Raw genomic sequence first — 16430 nt, 5'->3', positions numbered from 1 at the left:
GAGTCGGCCCGGGTGATCGTTGTCGGAAGCGCACTGAACCCCCAACCTGACAGACCGCCGGGTTGGGGGTTCAATTTTTCGGAGTGGTCGGGGCTGTCCGTGGGTGGGGTCAGGGCTGTCCGGGGAGTTGGGCGACGAACGCCCGCCACGCCGCCGGGCCGAAGACCAACGCCGGCCCGGCCGGGTCCTTGGAGTCCCGGACCCCCACGACGCCGGGAAGGTTACCGGCGACCTCGACGCAGTCGCCGCCGTTGTTGCCGCTCTTACTGCTCTTGCGCCACCGCGCGCCGATCAGGTCCATGAACTTGCCGCTTCCCTGAGCAGGTCTCGGGACTGCGCCCGGGAGAGGGCCTCCCCACGGATGCGTTCCCACCGTCGACTCAGCGTAGCAATATCCGTGACGCCATCGACCAGTTGCGCCTTCGCCTGGCTGTCCACATGGGCCACCACTGTGCCCTTTTCCAACTCGGCGAGGGTGAACGGACCGCCGAGACCAGGGTGCATACCGGCCGAGAGCGGCACGACATGGATCGACACGTTCGGTAGCTCCGCAGAAGCCGCCAGCTGCTCGCACTGCTCCCGCATCAACGCGCGGTCGCCGTAGGCGGACCGGCGGAGGATCAGCTCGTCCAGCACCGCGATGAACATCGGCGCCCGGTCCCGACGCAGGATCGCCTGCCGCTTGATCCGCACGTCGACCAACTCCTCGACCGTGTCGGGGCTGAGCGCCTCGCCGGCGAGGGTCGCCCGCGCGTACGCCGCGGTCTGCAGCAGGCCCGGCACCCACGCAAGTTGAAACGCGCGGAGCGACACCGCCTCACGTTCAATATCGGCCCACGGGCGAAACCACGCCGGCTCGCGGCGCCGCACCGCATCCGGCCACAGATCCTCCACCTCCCGCTTGAGGATCGCGGCCACCTTCGCGCGGTGCCGGGTCTGGGGAATCCGTCCACGGCTCGCCCACTTCGCGGCCGTCTTCGGATCCACACCGATCTGAGCTGCGAGGCTCTCGGCGGTCTCACCCGCCTCCGCCATCGCCGCGATGACTGCGTGGTTCATGCTTCAACCTCCCCTAAACGTTCCAGACGTCCCAAAAACCTAGTACTACGCGGTGTGTTCGCCCCACAACTGTCGGAAAACTGCCCGTAGACGGCGTGAGCCGGTGGAGGCCCGACCCGCCGGAGGCGCTGCCGGACCGCCCCACCACCGGGAGGGGGGTGATGGGGCGGTCCGTTCCACAACCACCACATTCGGGAGGCGAGCCGTGCCAACGACCACCACCGCGCCACCACCACCCCTACCGCGACGGAAGCACCGCGCCGCGCTCGCCGACGCGATCAACCCAGACCACGCGGTGACTGTTTCCGGCACGGAGCTGGAGCGGCTGCTCTTCGGTGGGCGGGTGGTCGGCCGGGCCCGCGTCGTCCACATCGTTCCCGGTGCCGACCTCCTCGCCGCGGTGCTCGCGGGGCTACGGAGACTGTGATGACCGACGACAACCCGCCCACCGACCAGCCGGCGCACGCCGACCGGCGCGCGTACCGTGACCCGCACGGGTCGCCGCCGCTGCCCGACGGCGACCGGGTGCGGCCGAGCACGCCGACCACTCCCCCGCCGTCCGCCACCACCCGGCACCAGCTGATCGCGGCGCTCATCCTGATGATCATCGTGGCCGCCATCGTGCTCGGGGCGCTGCGATGACGACCAGCCCGAGGCCCCGCGTCCGGTCGATCCGGCCGCTGACCGGTCGCACCTACCGATGCGCCCGCTGTGGGGATGCGGCAGCTGCCCGGCGGAGTGGCCCTGCCCGGCAGCCCGACACGCCCTCCTGGCCGAATACCGCAATGACCGCACCGCGCTGCGAGTCTACCTGGGCGCCTCATGTCCGAAGCGGCCGAACAGCTAGCCCAGGTCCAGGCCCACACGGCGTCCGACCTGTACCGACGATTCCTGCTGTGGGTGTAGCGACACGGCGGGTGCCACTACCCCACGCGGTCGAACTGGAAATAGTCGATGTTGAAGTTCTGGTAGGCGTCCTCGTCCATCCGCACCTCGAACTCGTGCGTACCCTTCCGCAGGAAGTGGGTCCCCTCGATCTCCTGCAGTTCGAAGGCATCGTGTGAGGTCGTGCCCGCCACATCCACCGGGCCGGTCGTCGACTGACCGTCGACAGTCATCGAGAACCGCCCCGCCGGGAAGTACGGGGACGACATCCGGGCGCTCACCCGGTAGTTCCCCGACTTCGGCACCTCGACCGTGTACCTGACCCACTCACCACCGCGGATCCAACACATCACCAGCGCGCCATTGCTGTCGCAGATGTCCACACCCTCGTACTGGCGAGCCGCCGTGCCACCCCGGTTCTCGTCATCCAGGTCGTGGTAGCCGATCCCCTTACCCTCCCGCGAGTAGTCCTCGGCCTGCACCCGCACCGACCCCTTCGGCAACGACGGCCACTGCCCCTGACCACCGTGCTCCCGGTCCCGACCGGCCAACCAGCTGACCACCTGCTCCGGGTTGTCAGTCTGGATCATGTCCGCCTGGTGCCGATCCACCACCGCACCCCAACCCTGCGCCGGATCCCGCAACGACGACTCATCGGTGTAGCCGGCGGCGAGGCCGTACCACAGGGTGTTGACCCAGACCCGGGCCCGCTCGCGGAGCGCCGCCACCACCGCCGGCTGGATCTGCGGCTCGGTGAGCCGGTCGAAGACCAGCTCGTACGCCTCCGGCTGGTGGTAGGCGAACCCGTCGAGGTCGGCGGCGTTCTCCTCCTTCACGACATGGACGTAGAGGATCTCCGGGTCGGTGGCGAGGAACTGCTCCACCTCCGCGACCGGCGCCGAACTCTTGAACAGGACGTGGTCCAGGGTGCCGGTGTCAACCAGGACGTCGTACGCCTCGTCCCGGATGTCCCACGCCTTGTCCAGGTTGACCATGGCGCGGCCCTTCACCTGCGCCATCGCCTCCGCCAGGGTCGGCACCCGCTCCTCAGTCAACGGCGCCTGATCGCCCCCCAGGCCCACCTTCAACCGCAGCTGCCTCACCTCGGCCAGCGTCAACTCCGACACCGCACCCGTACCGTCCGTCGTCCGATCCACCGTGCTGTCATGCATCAACACCAGATGACCATCAGCCGTACGCCGAACATCAATCTCCACCACGTGCGCGCCCACCCTCACCGCAGACCGGATCGCCCTCAGCGAATTCTCCGGTGCGGCACGCCAGTGCCCACGATGCGCCACCACCAACACCTCCGCACCCGGACCGTGCCGCAGGAACTGCTTCCGCACCTGCCCGCTGGTGTGCGCCGACGCCGACTCAACAGTCTGGGCGAGTGCCCCCGAAATCGGCGTAGCCCCGGCCGTGGCCCTGGCTCCCGCCACCGTCGGAGCGACACCGACCACCACACCCGCCGTCACCACGGCCAGCACCCCACTCACCCACCTCGTACGCACGAGCAACTCCCGGGTAGACACCAGAATGATCAGCGGTTCACCCCGATACCAGCGCAAACCACCGTTATCCTGCCGATCTCCCACCACGAAACGCGGGCCTCCGCGGTAACAACCCGGCGAACAGGTGCTGACATGCCGATGCCGGACCTTCAAGATCTTTAGCTACATTCCCCGGCTTCCGGTGATATCCCGCATTACCTTCGATGAGCACGAAGCGGTCATTTCACGATCAGGCGGGGGCGGATGTCGAGGTCGGACGCCCCAGGCGGAGCCGGGCACACCCGACGACGGCGGATCATCGCCATCGCGGCGGCCGTCTCCTTCCTGAGCTTCTTCGACCTGAGCGTCATCAACGTGATGCTCCCCTCGATCGAACGCACGCTCGGCGCCGGCAACAGCGCTGTCCAGTGGGTCGTCTCGGGCTACTCGCTGATGTTCGCACTCGCACTCGTCCCCGCCGGACGGTTCGGTGACGCCAGCGGACGACGCCACGCGCTCCTCATCGGCCTCGCCTTGTTCACCGGCGCCAGCGCAGTCGCCGGAACGGCCGGCTCCGGCACCGCACTGGTCGTCGCCCGGCTCGCGCAGGGTGCCGCAGCCGGTGTCCTCGTTCCCCAGCTCACGGCCCTGGTCGAAGAGTTGTTCCGTCCCGAGCGGCGGGGCCGGCCGTTCGGGCTTCTCGGTGCCACGGCCAGCGTCGCCACCGCGATCGGACCGGTGATCGGTGGGCTGATCATTGCTCTCGGTGGGGTGGAGAACGGCTGGCGGTTGGTCTTTCTCAGCAACGTCCCGATCGGTGTCGTCGCGGCGGTGCTCGTCTGGCGGCTGTTTCCGGCGAAACCGCTGAGCGACGAGACAGATCACCGGCCCGACGTGATCGGCACGCTGCTGTTGGGCACCGGAATCATGCTCGTGATCCTGCCCGCGCTGCAGCGGGAGCAGTGGCCGGGGCCGCTGCCGTGGCTGTTACTGCCGGCCGGGATCGGCGTCCTCGTCGCCTTCCGATCCTGGGAAACCTCCCCTACGCGGCGACACCCGCCCGTCTTCGACTTTCACCTACTGACCCACCGGACATACCGCCTGGGGCTGCTGCTCGGCTTCTTCTACTACGCCGGTTTCACCTCGCTGCCGCTGATCTTCAGCCTGCACCTGCAGTACGGCCTCCACCGCAGTCCGTTGCACACCGGGCTCACGATCGCACCATTCGCGGTGGGCTCCGCGCTGGGCGCACTGCTCGGCGGCCGGCACGTCGAACGACTCGGCCGCCGGCTGATCGCCGGCGGGCTACTCACCGTCCTGGCGAGCCTCGCCCTGATGATCGCCGTCACCAGCGTCACCGGGACGACATTCTCGATCCTGAACTCGTTCCCGCTGCTCCTCGCCGGAGTCGGTAGCGGCCTCGTGATCACACCGAACAACACCCTGACTCTGGCGCAGGTGCCCCGGCGGAACGCCGGCAGCGCCGCCGGAATGTACCGGACCATGCGGCAGGTCGGCGCCGCGATCGGGCTGGCGGTGATCAGCGCAACCCTGCTCGGCTCGGTCACGGCCAACAACGGACACTGGCCAACCGCCCTGCGCCACGCACTCGTCGTGGAGTTCGGCATCGTCACCGCCGCGCTGCTCACCAACCTCGCCGGCATCGTCGGTAGCCACCGCCATTCACTCGATTCGGCAGCCTGACCGTTCGCACCGCCCACGCCGGGCCGTCGGTGGCCAACGACACAGACCAGCGCCAGGGAAAGGACTCGCCCCGGTGGTGTCGGCACCGGCATGATGTCCGGCGTGCTGGGGATCACCGACATCTGGACGTACGTGCTGGGCACCGTGGCGATCATCATGCTGCCCGGACCCAACTCGCTCTTCGTACTCTCCACCGCCGCCCGCCGAGGCGTGGCCGCCGGCTACCGCGCGGCCAGCGCGGTGTTCGTGGGCGACGGAGTCCTGATGATCCTCTCGGCCGCCGGAGTGGCGTCCCTGCTCCAGGCGTACCCGCCGCTCTTCCTGGTGATCAAATATGCCGGCGCCGCCTACCTGGGCTACCTGGGCCTGGGAATGCTGCGCGGGGCCTGGCAGCGGTGGCGGGCCCGCCACGACCCGGCCACCCCGCGACTTCTCGACGCCGGCGACCCCGCCCCACCCCGCAGCCCGTTCCGCCGGGCCCTGGTGATCAGCCTGCTCAACCCGAAGGCGATCCTCTTCTTCGTTTCGTTCTTCATCCAGTTCGTTGACCCGCACTACCCCTGGCCGGCGCTGTCGTTCCTGCTCCTCGGGTCCATCGCACAGCTCATCAGCGCGCTCTTCCTGACCATACTGATCTTCGCGGGCACCTTCCTGGCCGCCCAGTTCCACCAACGCCGCCGCCTGGCCGCGGGCGGGACGACCACGGTTGGTGCGCTCTTCCTCGGCTTCAGTCTGAAACTCGCCACCGGCTGACCCACCCCGGTCACGTGCCACCGCCAGCGGCCGGCCCGCCCCGACTCACGTGCCGTCGCCACTGCCGCCGCCGACGCCCGGGCCACCGGCCGTGCCGCCCAGCCCGAATCCCGGCGGCAGTGGCGCGTCCGGAGGTCGGCTCACATGGGCGGACTCGTTGATCGGCGCCGACCAGTCGGCGTGCGCCGCCATCGCCGCGTGCCGGTTGATCGCACTCCGCAGCCACCCATCCACGGTGGTCACCCAGTCCTGCCGCTCGGCACCGTCATGCCAGACCCGAAACCGACTGATGCTCTGGTGGGTGATCCCGGCCAGCGCCAGCCGCCGATCGCACCAGAGGAGCACTTCGAGACCGGCGGAGTTCGCGATGAAGATCACCTCCAGTTCGGTGATCGGCCCGGCGTACAACGGCGCCACCCAGTAGCCCAGCCGCTGGTGCAGCGAGAGCTGCTGCTCAACGCCGGGCAACCGGGCCGCGACCGCGCCGGCCTGCCGCAGACTGAACCCCAGCATGTCCAGGGTGGTGAGGATGTGCGCCTGGGCGATCAGCGGGTGCACGAAGAGCGGCACCATCGCGCCCTGATCCAGCCCGGGCTCGATCGCCACCTCGGTACGCAGCCCCATCCGTAGGCTGAGCAGCGGCGCTCCGCCGACGACCGTCAGCGGGGTCTCCCAGGGCATCGGAAACGAGAACGGAATACTGCGGGCCCGCCCGGCGCGCAGGACGAACCCGGTGGCGATCTCCGCCTGATGGAACTGCACCAGCCGCCGGGAGTCCTCCGGGTCGTCCGGCTCGGCCGACGTGACCAGGCCGAGCCGGACATGCAGCACCGGAACGTCAACCGGGCCGGCGCTGACGGTCACCCGCCCCGGCAGCCGGAGGCCGGGGCGGGTGCTCGGGTTGGCCAGCGCGGTCCGGACGGTCAGCCCCGTCCGACCGGACTCCGGCGACACCCCCGTCAACCGCACCGGCCCCGGTTACCCAGCCCAGATCAGCGCAACCGCCGTCCCCGAGGAACCTGGTCCGTCTCGTCGTCGAACTCGCCGATGACCTCCTCCAGCAGGTCCTCGAGCGCGACGAAACCGACCGGACGGGTCGGCCCCCCACCGTTGCGGACCAACGCCAGCTGGGAACGCCGGGCCCGCATCGCCCCCACCGCCTCGGTGACCGTGGCGGACGAGGGCAGGGTGAACGCGGTCGTCATCAACGTCTCGGCCGTCGCCGTCGGACGGCTGGCCGCGGCCCGAACCGCCTCCCGTACGTGCACCAGCCCGCAGACGTCACCGGCCTCGTCGAGCACCGCCAGGCGGGACCGCCCGCTGTCGCGGCTGACCTGCTCGATCTGGCCCGCGTCCGCGTCCCGTCGCACGGTGACGATCCGGTCGAACGGCTCCATCACCTGCGCCACGGTGGTGCCCTGCAGCTGCAGCATGCTGGTCAGCAACTCGTGCTGCTCGGCACCGAGGAGCCCGTGCTCGCGGGACTGCTCCAGCAGGAGGCGCAGCTCCTCCGGGCCGTGCACCTGGGCAAGCTGATCCTGTGGCTGGACCTTGACCAGCCGCAGGATGCCGTTCGCCAGGGAGTTCAGGGCCGACAGCACCGGCCGGGCGACCCGGGCGAAAGCGCGGAACGGCAGCGCCAACAACGTCGCCGACCGCTCCGCGTCGGTGATCGCCCACGACTTCGGCGCCATCTCCCCCACCACCAGGTGCAGGAAGGTCACCAGGCTCAACGCGAAGATCAACGCGATCACGTGACTCGCCGCGCTGGGCAGGCCCACGGCATACAGCAGCGGGCTGAGCAGCTGCTCGATCGCCGGTTCGGCCAGCGCACCGAGCCCCAGCGTGCACAGGGTGATGCCCAGTTGCGCGCCGGCCAACATCAGCGAGAGTTCGCGTACGCCGTCCAGCGCGGCCCGGGCACCTCGGCCACCACCGGCGGCGGCCTGCTCCAGCCGGTAGCTCTTGCTCGCCACGAGGGCGAACTCGGCGGCGACGAAGAACCCGTTCAATGCCAGCAGGACCACCGAGGCCGCGAGAGCAACACTGACGCTCATGCCTGCACCTCCGGCTGACCTTCCGACTCCTGCAGGCGCAGCCGGACCGAGTCGGCGACGTGCCGGTCGACCACGAGCACCTCAACCAGCGCCCGGGGGCCGGCCGCCGCCTCATCCCCGTCCGCCGGCAGGGCGACCTCCAGTTGGTCACCCACCTCGGGTACCCGGCCCAGCTCCCGCATGACCAGCCCGGAGAGCGTGTCGTACTCCGGGGCCACGGGCAGCGAGATGCCGGTGCTGTCGGCGACCTCGTCGATCCGCCAGCGAGCCGGCACCACCCAGGAGCCATCGCGCTGCCGGGTCGGTATCCGCTCCGGCGGATCGTCCTCGTCTCGGATCGGCCCCACCAGTTCCTCGGCGATGTCCTCCAAGGTGATCACACCGGCGAAGCCACCGTACTCGTCAACCACGCAGGCGAGCTGCCGGTGACTGGAGCGCAGCCGGTCCAGCACCGTCGGCAACGGCAGGGTCTCCGGCACCAGCAGCGGGGGAACGGACACCGTACCGACCGGGGTGGTGGCGCGGCGCTCCAACGGCACACCGAGCACATCGGCGATGCCGGTCACACCAATCACGTCGTCAACACCCTCGGCCCCCTGGACGGGGAACCGGGAACGGCCGGTCTCGAGTAGCTCGACGACGCGGCTGACCGGCTCGTGGGCGCGGACGGTGTGCACGTCGACCCGGGGCACCATGGCTTCCCCGGCGGTGAGCTGACGGAAATCCAACCCGCGGTCCAGCAGGGTGGACATCTCCGCGGTGAGGTGCCCGCCCTCACGGGACTCGGCGATGATCTGCTCCAGATCCTCCAGGGTCGCCCCGCTGGGCAGCTCCTCGACGGGCTCCACACCCGCCCGGCGGAGCAGCCGGACGGCCGCCCGGTCGAAGAGCTTGATCACTGGGCCGGCGACCTTGAGGTAGATCAGGGTGGAGCCGGCGAGCGCCCGAGCGAGCGCCTCGGGGCGGGCGATAGCGAGGTTCTTGGGTGCCAGCTCACCCAGCACCATCTGCACGATGGTGGCGATCAGCAGCGCGAACGCGACGGACAGCGGCCCGCTGACCCGGTCGGACATCCCGGACAACCCGAGCAGGTCAGCCAGACCAGCGCCGAGATACGGCTCAGCGACGTAGCCGACCAGCAGCGCGGTGACCGTGATGCCGAGCTGGGCGCCGGAGAGCATGAACGACAGCCGTCCGGTCACCTCCAGGGCCCGGGCCGAGGCCTTGTCACCTTCGGCGGCACGCTGCTTGAGCTTGCCCCGATCCACGGCGACGTAGCCGAACTCCTGGGCCACGAAATATCCGGTGGCCGCGGTGAGGACAACGATGAAGAGGAGCCCAACGACGATCAACACGGGAGCTTCAGGGCTCCCGTCGATCTCGGGGCCGGGGATAGCCGGGCATAACCCGGCTTGCTACTGCTGCCCTCCTGGGCAGACGAGTCGATCATGCCATCCATTTTATCGGGAGGACCTGAAAGTACGCTGGCGGTGCCGGAAGGGTCACGGCGACGCGGACCCTTCCGGCGCACGGTCAGCTCTGGGTGATCCGCACGTCGTCGACGGCGGCCTCCACCAGGCTCGGGTTACTGGCATCCGCCACGTCGATCAGTATGTGTACTGTCTGGCCGCTTAGAGCTGATATGTCCGCGCTGGCTAGCTGCCAGGACCCCGCCCGGTTACTCGCCGTGCCGGTGACGTTCAACGCCGTCACGGTGCTACTGCCCACCACCCGGACTCGCAGGTAGTCGGCACTCGTGGCGTTGCTGAGATGGGCGAGGTACCAGGAGAAGCTGAGGGTCAGCGCGCCGGTCGACGGCAGGCTGACCGCCGGGGACTGGATCGTGGTGACGCCACCGTCGACGTCGTGACTGCCCGCACTGCTGCCCGCAGCCGCGCCGGTGACCAGGTCGAAGCTACCGCTCACCGTGGTGCCGAGTTGGAGGGTGGTCCCGGAACTGCTGGTGGTGGCGGGGTCGCCGCGTTCCCAGGCCCCGGTGGTGGCGGTGTCGGTCCCGGCCGGGTCCACGACCCAGCCGGTGGCGGTCTCGAAGGTGTCGCTCCAGACCGTCTCACCCGGCGGGGACGTCTGGGCCAACTCCCACACCGTGTACGCGATCGCGTCGGCGTTGCGGTCCAGCGCCGTGTCGTTGACGTTGGCGATGGTGTCGCACGAACGGTGGTAGCAGGAGTCGAAAGCCCGTCCCGCCGTCCCGCCCCAGAGCGCCGCCTGGGAGCTGGACTTGATGCCCTCCGCGCCGGTGAACGTGCCCCCAGCCGGGATGCCGACCGCGATGAACGGCCCGTAGTCGCTGCGGCCGTTGAAGTCGGTGCCCTGGGTCGTCACGCCGATCGAGGTGTAGTACGCCTGGATGGTCTGCTCGATCTCGGCGGAGCCCTCGGGCCCGGGGCCGGCGCCCACCCCGTCGGAGTCGTCGCCGTCGTAGACGAAGTAGCCGGCGTTCGGCGACGCCACCATGTCGAAGTTGAGATACTGCTTGATCCGGTCGCGCTCCGCGCCCGACAGGCTGTTCACGTAGTGACGGGAACCGCGCAGACCCAACTCCTCCGCGCCCCACCAGGCGAACCGTAGCCGTTTGTCCGGGGTGAAGCCGCTGCTCGGTACGGCCAGTGCCACCTCGAGGATGGCCGCCGAGCCGGACCCGTTGTCGTTGATGCCCGGTCCACTGGTGACGCCGTCCAGGTGCGCTCCGGTCAGGACCACGGCGTCCGGGTCACCCGTCGGCCACTCGGCGAGCAGGTTGTAGCCGGTCGCACCGGCGTAGGTGAACGACTGCACGGTGGTGGTGTAGCCGACCGCGTCGAGCTGCGACCGTAGGTAGTTCACCGAGGCCAGGTAGCCGGGTCGACCGTGCGCCCGGTTTCCGCCGTTGGCGTTGGCGATCGACTGGAGCTGGGTCAGGTGGGCCTTCACGTTGGCCAGCGGGATGTCCGGGGCGTCGACGGCGGTCGAGGACGGCGCGAGGCGGGGGTGCACCGGCGCAGCGGCGGCCGCGGTGGCGGTCAGCGCTGTCACGGCCACGACGGCCAGCACCGCCGGCCAGACGGGTCGAGGGGTACGGGTTCTCATGGGTCCTCCGGGTCGGGGCGGGCCGTACCAATGGGCACGACCACACATCCGGGACTACATTGACAGCTTTCGCTATCCCAGCGTGCCCTGACACTCCCCGTACGGCAAGACGTGAACCGACCTGAAGGCAACCAGCGGGGCGCTGCCCCCCGAGGGCAGTCAGCGCGGCGGGCCCCCGGGGCGACAGTCCCAACGCGCCTCGACCAGCAGGTCAGGACGCCCGAGGTCGAGCACGACACGGTTGACGACCCGCTGGGCGGCGGTCAGCGAGCGCACCGAGAGCAACCGCCCCCGACTCTCCCGACGCAGGACGAAGTAGTGCACGGCCGCGCGCACTCGACCCCGGTCCGCGGCACTGGCCCGGGCCGTGGAGACGACCAGCTCGCGCAGCACCTGGGCGAGCCGCTCGGCGAGTTCCAACTCGGGCTCGGCCAGGCCGGCGCGGACGGCGGCGAGATGACCGTCGACCTTCCGGATCAGCACATCGGTGCCAGCCCGGGCCGCCCGCTTACTCGTCGTCGACACCGCCGCCGGCGCCTTCTCGACCGCCATCCGCCCTCCACTCGCGCTACATCGCGAGGAAGTTACTTTATGTTGTGGGCCACAATCAAGCAGTTAACTAAGACTTAAGCAATCCATAGTTACATTCAATGCTTTTAGTGTCTAGACGGACAGAACGCCACAGCTCTTCGGATACGTGTCGGACCGTGGGGGCACGATGGGGACGTGGCGAACCAGTTGGGCGGCAGGTCGACGAGCGGCGAGGCCAGCGACGCGACCGCAGCGCCCCACCCGACCGACAACACCGCGCTGGACGCGTTCGGCCCGGCCACCCGGGAATGGTTCGCTGCGGCGTTCGCCGCGCCAACCGCGGCCCAGGCGGGGGCCTGGCGCGCCATCGGCGCCGGCCGCAACGCGCTGGTCGTGGCCCCCACCGGCTCCGGCAAGACCCTGGCCGCGTTCCTCTGGTCGCTGGACCGGCTGGCCCGCGAGCCCGCCCCGGCGCAACCCCGGCAGCGCTGCCGGGTGCTCTACGTCAGCCCCCTCAAGGCGCTCGCGGTCGATGTCGAACGGAACCTGCGCACGCCGCTCACCGGCATCCGGCAAGCCGCCGCCCGGCTGGGGTTGACCCCGCCCGAGATCACCGTCGGCATGCGCACCGGCGACACCCCCACCGACGAGCGCCGCGCCTTCGCCCGGACCCCGCCGGATGTCCTCATCACCACCCCGGAGTCGTTGTTTCTCCTGCTCACCTCCGCCGCCCGCGACTCACTCCGGGGCGTGCAGACGGTCATCGTCGACGAGGTGCACGCGGTGGCCGGCACCAAGCGCGGAGCCCACCTCGCGCTGTCGCTGGAACGGCTCGACGAGCTGCTGCCCACCGCGGCCCAGCGCATCGGCCTCTCCGCCACCGTCCGGCCGGTTGACGCCTGCGCCCGCTTCCTCGGTGGAGCCCGGCCAGTTGACGTGGTCGCCCCGCCCACCGCCAAGACCATCGACATCGGCGTCCAGGTCCCGGTCGCCGACATGACCCTCCTCGACGAGCCGGAGCAACCCGGGCCCGACCTCGACCGCCCCCGCCGCGCGTCGATCTGGCCGGCCGTGGAGGAGCGGGTCTACGCCCTCGTCCGGGCGCACCGCTCGACCATCGTCTTCACCAACTCCCGCCGCTCCGCCGAGCGACTCTGCGCCCGGCTCAACGACCTGGCCGCCGAGGAGTTCGCCGGCAACGCCCCGAGCGTCGAGGCGCTCGGCACCCGAGCACCGGGCACCGCAACGCCGGACAGGCCCCGACCCGCCCCCCGACCGCCCGCCGAGCTGATGGCACAAGCCGGGTCGGGGACCGGAGCGCCACCGGTGCTCGCCCGTGCCCACCACGGCAGCGTCTCCCGAACCGAACGCGAACACATCGAGGAGTCGCTCAAATCCGGGCAGCTCCCGGCGGTGGTCGCCACCTCCAGCCTGGAACTGGGCATCGACATGGGCGCGGTCGACCTGGTCGTGCAGATCGAGGCCCCGCCGAGCGTCGCCGCCGGGCTCCAGCGCGTCGGCCGCGCCGGACACCAGGTCGGCGCCGTCTCCCGGGGCGTGGTGTTCCCCAAGCACCGAGGAGACCTGCTCGCCTGCGCGGTGGTGGCCGAACGGATGGCCGAAGGCGCGATCGAAGAGCTGCACCACCCCCGCAACCCCCTCGACGTGCTAGCCCAGCACATCGTGGCGATGGTGTCACTCGAGCCGTGGCAGGTCAGCGACCTGGCCGATCTGGTCCGCCGGTCCGCACCCTTCGCGGAGCTGCCCGACTCGGCGCTGCACGCGGTGCTCGACATGCTCTCCGGCCGCTACCCGTCGACCGCCTTCGCCGAGCTGCGGCCCCGCCTGGTCTGGGACCGCGCCACCGACCTGCTGACCGGGCGGCCCGGTGCCCAGCGGCTCGCGGTGACCAGCGGCGGCACCATCCCCGACCGAGGTCTGTTCGGCGTCTTCCTGGCCGGGGCGGAGCGGGCCGCGCGCGTCGGCGAACTGGACGAGGAGATGGTCTACGAATCGCGGGTCGGCGATGTCTTCCTCCTCGGCTCATCGTCCTGGCGAATCGAGGACATCACCGCCGACCGGGTACTGGTAACCCCCGCGCCAGGCCAGGCGGCCAAGATGCCGTTCTGGAAGGGCGACCAGCCGGGCCGCCCGGTGGAGCTGGGTCGGGCCATCGGCGCCCGCCTCCGCGCCCTGCTGCGGACCGACGACGACGCCGCCACAGCCACGCTGCGCGCCGGGGGCCTCGACGAATGGGCAGCCGGAAACCTGCTGGCGTACCTGCGGGAACAGCAGGCGGCCACCCGTAGCCTGCCGGACGACCGGACCGTGGTGGTCGAGCGCTTCCGCGACGAGCTGGGTGATTGGCGGCTCGCCGTACACAGCGTCCTCGGCGCCCAGGTCAACGCCGCGTGGGCGCTGGCCATCGGCCGCCGGCTCACCGAGCGGTACGGGGTGGACGCCCAGGTGCTCCCCGCCGACGACGGGATCGTCGTCCGCCTGCCCGACACCGCCGCGGAGCCACCGGGCGCGGAGACGGTCGTCTTCGAGCCCGAAGAGATCACCCAACTGGTCGAGGAGTCGGTGGGCACCTCGGCGTTGTTCGCCGCCCGGTTCCGCGAGTGCGCCGCCCGGTCGCTGCTGCTGCCCCGTCGCGATCCGCGCCGCCGACAGCCGCTCTGGCAGCAACGGCAGCGCGCCGCGCAACTCCTCGACGTCGCCCGGGAGTACGCGGACTTCCCGGTCACCCTGGAAGCGGCCCGGGAATGTCTCCAGGACGTCTTCGACCAGCCCGCGCTCGCCGCGCTGATGCGCGACCTGGCCGCCCGCACCGTACGCCTGGTCGAGGTGGAGACGGCGCAGCCGTCGCCGTTCGCGCGGTCACTGCTCTTCGGCTACGTCGGGACGTTCCTCTACGAGGGGGACGCTCCCCTCGCCGAACGGCGTGCCGCCGCCCTCACCCTGGATTCGGCCCTGCTCGGCGAGCTGCTCGGCCGGGTCGACCTGCGGGAACTACTCGACCCGGCGGTGCTCGCCGAAACCGAACGCCAGCTGCGCTGGCGCACCGAACAGCGCCGACCCCGCGACGCCGAGGACGTGGTCGAGTTGCTGCGGGTGGTCGGCGACCTGAGCAGCGCCGAGCTGGCCGAGCGGGGGGCGCCGGCGCAGTGGTTGACCGAGCTGGTCGCCGCCCGCCGGATACTGCGGGTCCGCATCGCCGGCGAGGAACGCTGGGTGGGAGTCGAGGACGCCGCCCGGCTGCGGGACGCGCTGGGCGTGGCGCTGCCCGGCGGCGTGGCCGAGGCGTACCTGGCCCCGGTGGCCGACCCACTCGGTGACCTCATCGCCCGCTACGCGCGCACGCACGGGCCGTTCACCGCCGCCACCTGCGCCGCCCGATTCGGGCTCGGGGTGGCGGTGGTCGAAGGGGCGCTGCGTCGGCTCGCCGCCGCCGGCCGGGTGCTCGCCGGGGAGTTCGCCCCCGACACGGTCGGCATCCAGTGGTGCGACGCCGAGGTGCTACGAATGCTGCGCCGCCGCTCCCTCGCGGCGCTGCGCCGGGAGATCGAGCCGGTGCCGCCCCGGGCGCTGGCCACCTTTCTGCCCCGCTGGCAACAGGTCGGTGCGGCCGGGCGGGGGGTGCCGGCGCTAGCCGCGGCCCTGGAACAGGTGCAGGGGCTGGCCCTGCCCGGCTCCGCCCTGGAGCGCCTGGTGCTGCCGGCCCGGATCGCCGACTACTCCCCCGCCCAGCTCGACGAGCTGTGCACCAGCGGCGAGGTGCTGTGGGCCGGTTCCGGGGCGATCTCCGGCGGGGACGGCTGGGTTGTGCTCGCGTACGCGGACACCGCCCCACTGCTGCTTCCCCCGCCGGATGCGGCCCTGACCCGTACCCCGTTGCACGACACGGTGCTCGACGCCCTCGACGATGGACAGGCGCTGTTCTTCCGTGCCCTGTCCGACCGGTTGGGCTCCACCGACGACGCCGCGCTCGCCGCCGTCGTCTGGGATCTGGTGTGGGCCGGTCACCTGACCAACGACACCCTCGCCCCGCTGCGGGCCCTGCTGGCCGGTCGCGGGGCACACCGGTCCCGCCCGGCCACACCCCGTACCCGCTACCGACGACCCGGCCGCGTCGCCCTGCCGTCACGCGGCGGCCCACCCACCGTCGCCGGCCGCTGGTCGCGCCTGCCCGAACGGGACACCGACCCGACCCGCCGCGCCGCGGCGCTCGCCGACGTCCTGCTGGAACGGCACGGCGTGGTCACTCGGGGAGCGGTCGCGGCGGAGCAGGTGCCCGGCGGGTTCGCCGCCGTCTACCCGGTGCTGTCCGCGTTGGAGGAGCGGGGCGCCACCCGGCGCGGCTACTTCGTGGAAGGGCTGGGGGCCGCGCAGTTCGCCGTACCCGGGGCGGTTGACCGACTGCGCGCACTGGCCGACCCGGCTGACGGTGGACGCGTCCGTGCCGGCCTGGCTCTGGTCCTCGCCGCGACCGACCCCGCCAACCCGTACGGCGCGGCGCTGCCCTGGCCGGAACGGGTGGTCGACTCCGGGGACGGCGGTGCCACCCCGACCGGACACCGAGCCGGCCGCAAGGCCGGCGCCCTGGTGGTGCTGGTCTCCGGCGATCTGGTCCTCTACGTCGAGCGGGGCGGTCGGACGCTGCTCTCCTTCACCGACGACAGCGACCTGTTGGCGAGCGCCGGTAAGGCGCTCGCCGACGCCGTGCAGGGTGGAGCCCTCGGGACGATCTCCGTCGAACGGGCCGACGGCGAGGCGGTGCGCTCGTCACCGCTGCGCGACGCGTTGACGGCCGCCGGGTTCCGGGCCACCCCCCGCGGGCTCCGCCTCCGGGCCTGAT

General features: G+C 71.1%; 13 protein-coding genes and 1 pseudogene. 6 read left to right on the top strand and 8 right to left on the bottom strand.

Annotated features, from left to right (window positions below; translation table 11 throughout):
- Positions 1 to 109: 109 nt before the first annotated feature.
- Together AC1UKG_RS18575 and AC1UKG_RS18570 are read right to left on the bottom strand one after the other, a co-directional pair.
- Positions 110 to 301, bottom strand: a complete 192-nt coding sequence (locus tag AC1UKG_RS18575) for a DUF397 domain-containing protein (RefSeq protein ID WP_018744547.1) — start codon at positions 299 to 301, stop codon at positions 110 to 112.
- Positions 292 to 1059 (bottom strand): DUF5753 domain-containing protein, encoded by a 768-nt coding sequence (locus AC1UKG_RS18570; RefSeq protein ID WP_018736713.1) that lies wholly within the window; start codon positions 1057 to 1059, stop codon positions 292 to 294. Before AC1UKG_RS18570 ends, AC1UKG_RS18575 begins: the two co-directional genes overlap by 10 nt.
- Positions 1060 to 1264: 205 nt before the next feature.
- Here AC1UKG_RS18570 and AC1UKG_RS18565 point away from each other — a divergent pair, with 205 nt between their 5' ends.
- The 3 genes and pseudogenes from AC1UKG_RS18565 (at position 1265) to AC1UKG_RS18555 (ending at position 1965) form a co-directional block, all read left to right on the top strand.
- The gene (locus tag AC1UKG_RS18565; RefSeq protein WP_018815050.1) at positions 1265 to 1486 is read left to right on the top strand and encodes a hypothetical protein; all 222 of its coding nucleotides are present in this window, start codon (positions 1265 to 1267) and stop codon (positions 1484 to 1486) included.
- Positions 1486 to 1701 carry a hypothetical protein gene (locus AC1UKG_RS18560; RefSeq protein WP_018744544.1) on the top strand — a complete coding sequence of 72 codons (216 nt, stop codon included), beginning with the start codon at positions 1486 to 1488 and terminating at the stop codon, positions 1699 to 1701. The genes AC1UKG_RS18565 and AC1UKG_RS18560 overlap by 1 nt, the downstream gene beginning before the upstream one ends.
- 58 nt (positions 1702 to 1759) lie before the next feature.
- A pseudogene (locus tag AC1UKG_RS18555) lies at positions 1760 to 1965 on the top strand (flavin reductase).
- A gap of 17 nt (positions 1966 to 1982) precedes the next feature.
- On the opposite strand, the gene AC1UKG_RS18550 reads toward AC1UKG_RS18555, so the two are convergent.
- Positions 1983 to 3425 (bottom strand): glycerophosphodiester phosphodiesterase family protein, encoded by a 1443-nt coding sequence (locus AC1UKG_RS18550; protein ID WP_482641730.1) that lies wholly within the window; start codon positions 3423 to 3425, stop codon positions 1983 to 1985.
- Between the two features lie 276 nt (positions 3426 to 3701).
- Between AC1UKG_RS18550 and AC1UKG_RS18545 the strand changes: the two genes are divergently transcribed.
- A complete protein-coding gene (locus tag AC1UKG_RS18545; RefSeq protein WP_482641725.1) occupies positions 3702 to 5141 on the top strand; it encodes an MFS transporter in 1440 nt (479 codons plus the stop codon).
- A gap of 90 nt (positions 5142 to 5231) precedes the next feature.
- Positions 5232 to 5894, top strand: a complete 663-nt coding sequence (leuE, locus tag AC1UKG_RS18540; protein ID WP_018744541.1) for a leucine efflux protein LeuE — start codon at positions 5232 to 5234, stop codon at positions 5892 to 5894.
- A gap of 45 nt (positions 5895 to 5939) precedes the next feature.
- Here the strand turns inward: leuE and AC1UKG_RS18535 are convergent, their stop codons facing one another.
- The 5 genes from AC1UKG_RS18535 to AC1UKG_RS18515 all read right to left on the bottom strand — a co-directional run bounded on the left by AC1UKG_RS18535 (position 5940) and on the right by AC1UKG_RS18515 (position 11593).
- Positions 5940 to 6863 carry a sporulation protein gene (locus tag AC1UKG_RS18535; protein ID WP_018744540.1) on the bottom strand — a complete coding sequence of 308 codons (924 nt, stop codon included), beginning with the start codon at positions 6861 to 6863 and terminating at the stop codon, positions 5940 to 5942.
- Positions 6864 to 6886: 23 nt separating this feature from the next.
- Entirely contained in the window at positions 6887 to 7951 is a 1065-nt protein-coding gene (locus tag AC1UKG_RS18530) for a hemolysin family protein (protein WP_018744539.1), read from the bottom strand.
- Positions 7948 to 9306 carry a hemolysin family protein gene (locus AC1UKG_RS18525; RefSeq protein ID WP_018744538.1) on the bottom strand — a complete coding sequence of 453 codons (1359 nt, stop codon included), beginning with the start codon at positions 9304 to 9306 and terminating at the stop codon, positions 7948 to 7950. The genes AC1UKG_RS18530 and AC1UKG_RS18525 overlap by 4 nt, the downstream gene beginning before the upstream one ends.
- A 178-nt stretch (positions 9307 to 9484) precedes the next feature.
- A complete protein-coding gene (locus tag AC1UKG_RS18520) occupies positions 9485 to 11041 on the bottom strand; it encodes a M20/M25/M40 family metallo-hydrolase (RefSeq protein ID WP_026325354.1) in 1557 nt (518 codons plus the stop codon).
- 159 nt (positions 11042 to 11200) lie between these two features.
- Positions 11201 to 11593 (bottom strand): hypothetical protein, encoded by a 393-nt coding sequence (locus AC1UKG_RS18515; RefSeq protein ID WP_018744536.1) that lies wholly within the window; start codon positions 11591 to 11593, stop codon positions 11201 to 11203.
- A gap of 174 nt (positions 11594 to 11767) precedes the next feature.
- Between AC1UKG_RS18515 and AC1UKG_RS18510 the strand changes: the two genes are divergently transcribed.
- Positions 11768 to 16429 carry an ATP-dependent helicase gene (locus AC1UKG_RS18510; RefSeq protein ID WP_482641726.1) on the top strand — a complete coding sequence of 1554 codons (4662 nt, stop codon included), beginning with the start codon at positions 11768 to 11770 and terminating at the stop codon, positions 16427 to 16429.
- The last annotated feature ends 1 nt before the right edge of the window (position 16430 follow it).

The sequence above is a fragment of the Salinispora sp. CH2A1_6 genome (assembly GCF_056820975.1).
This window is presented reverse-complemented; position numbering and strand designations above follow the sequence as displayed.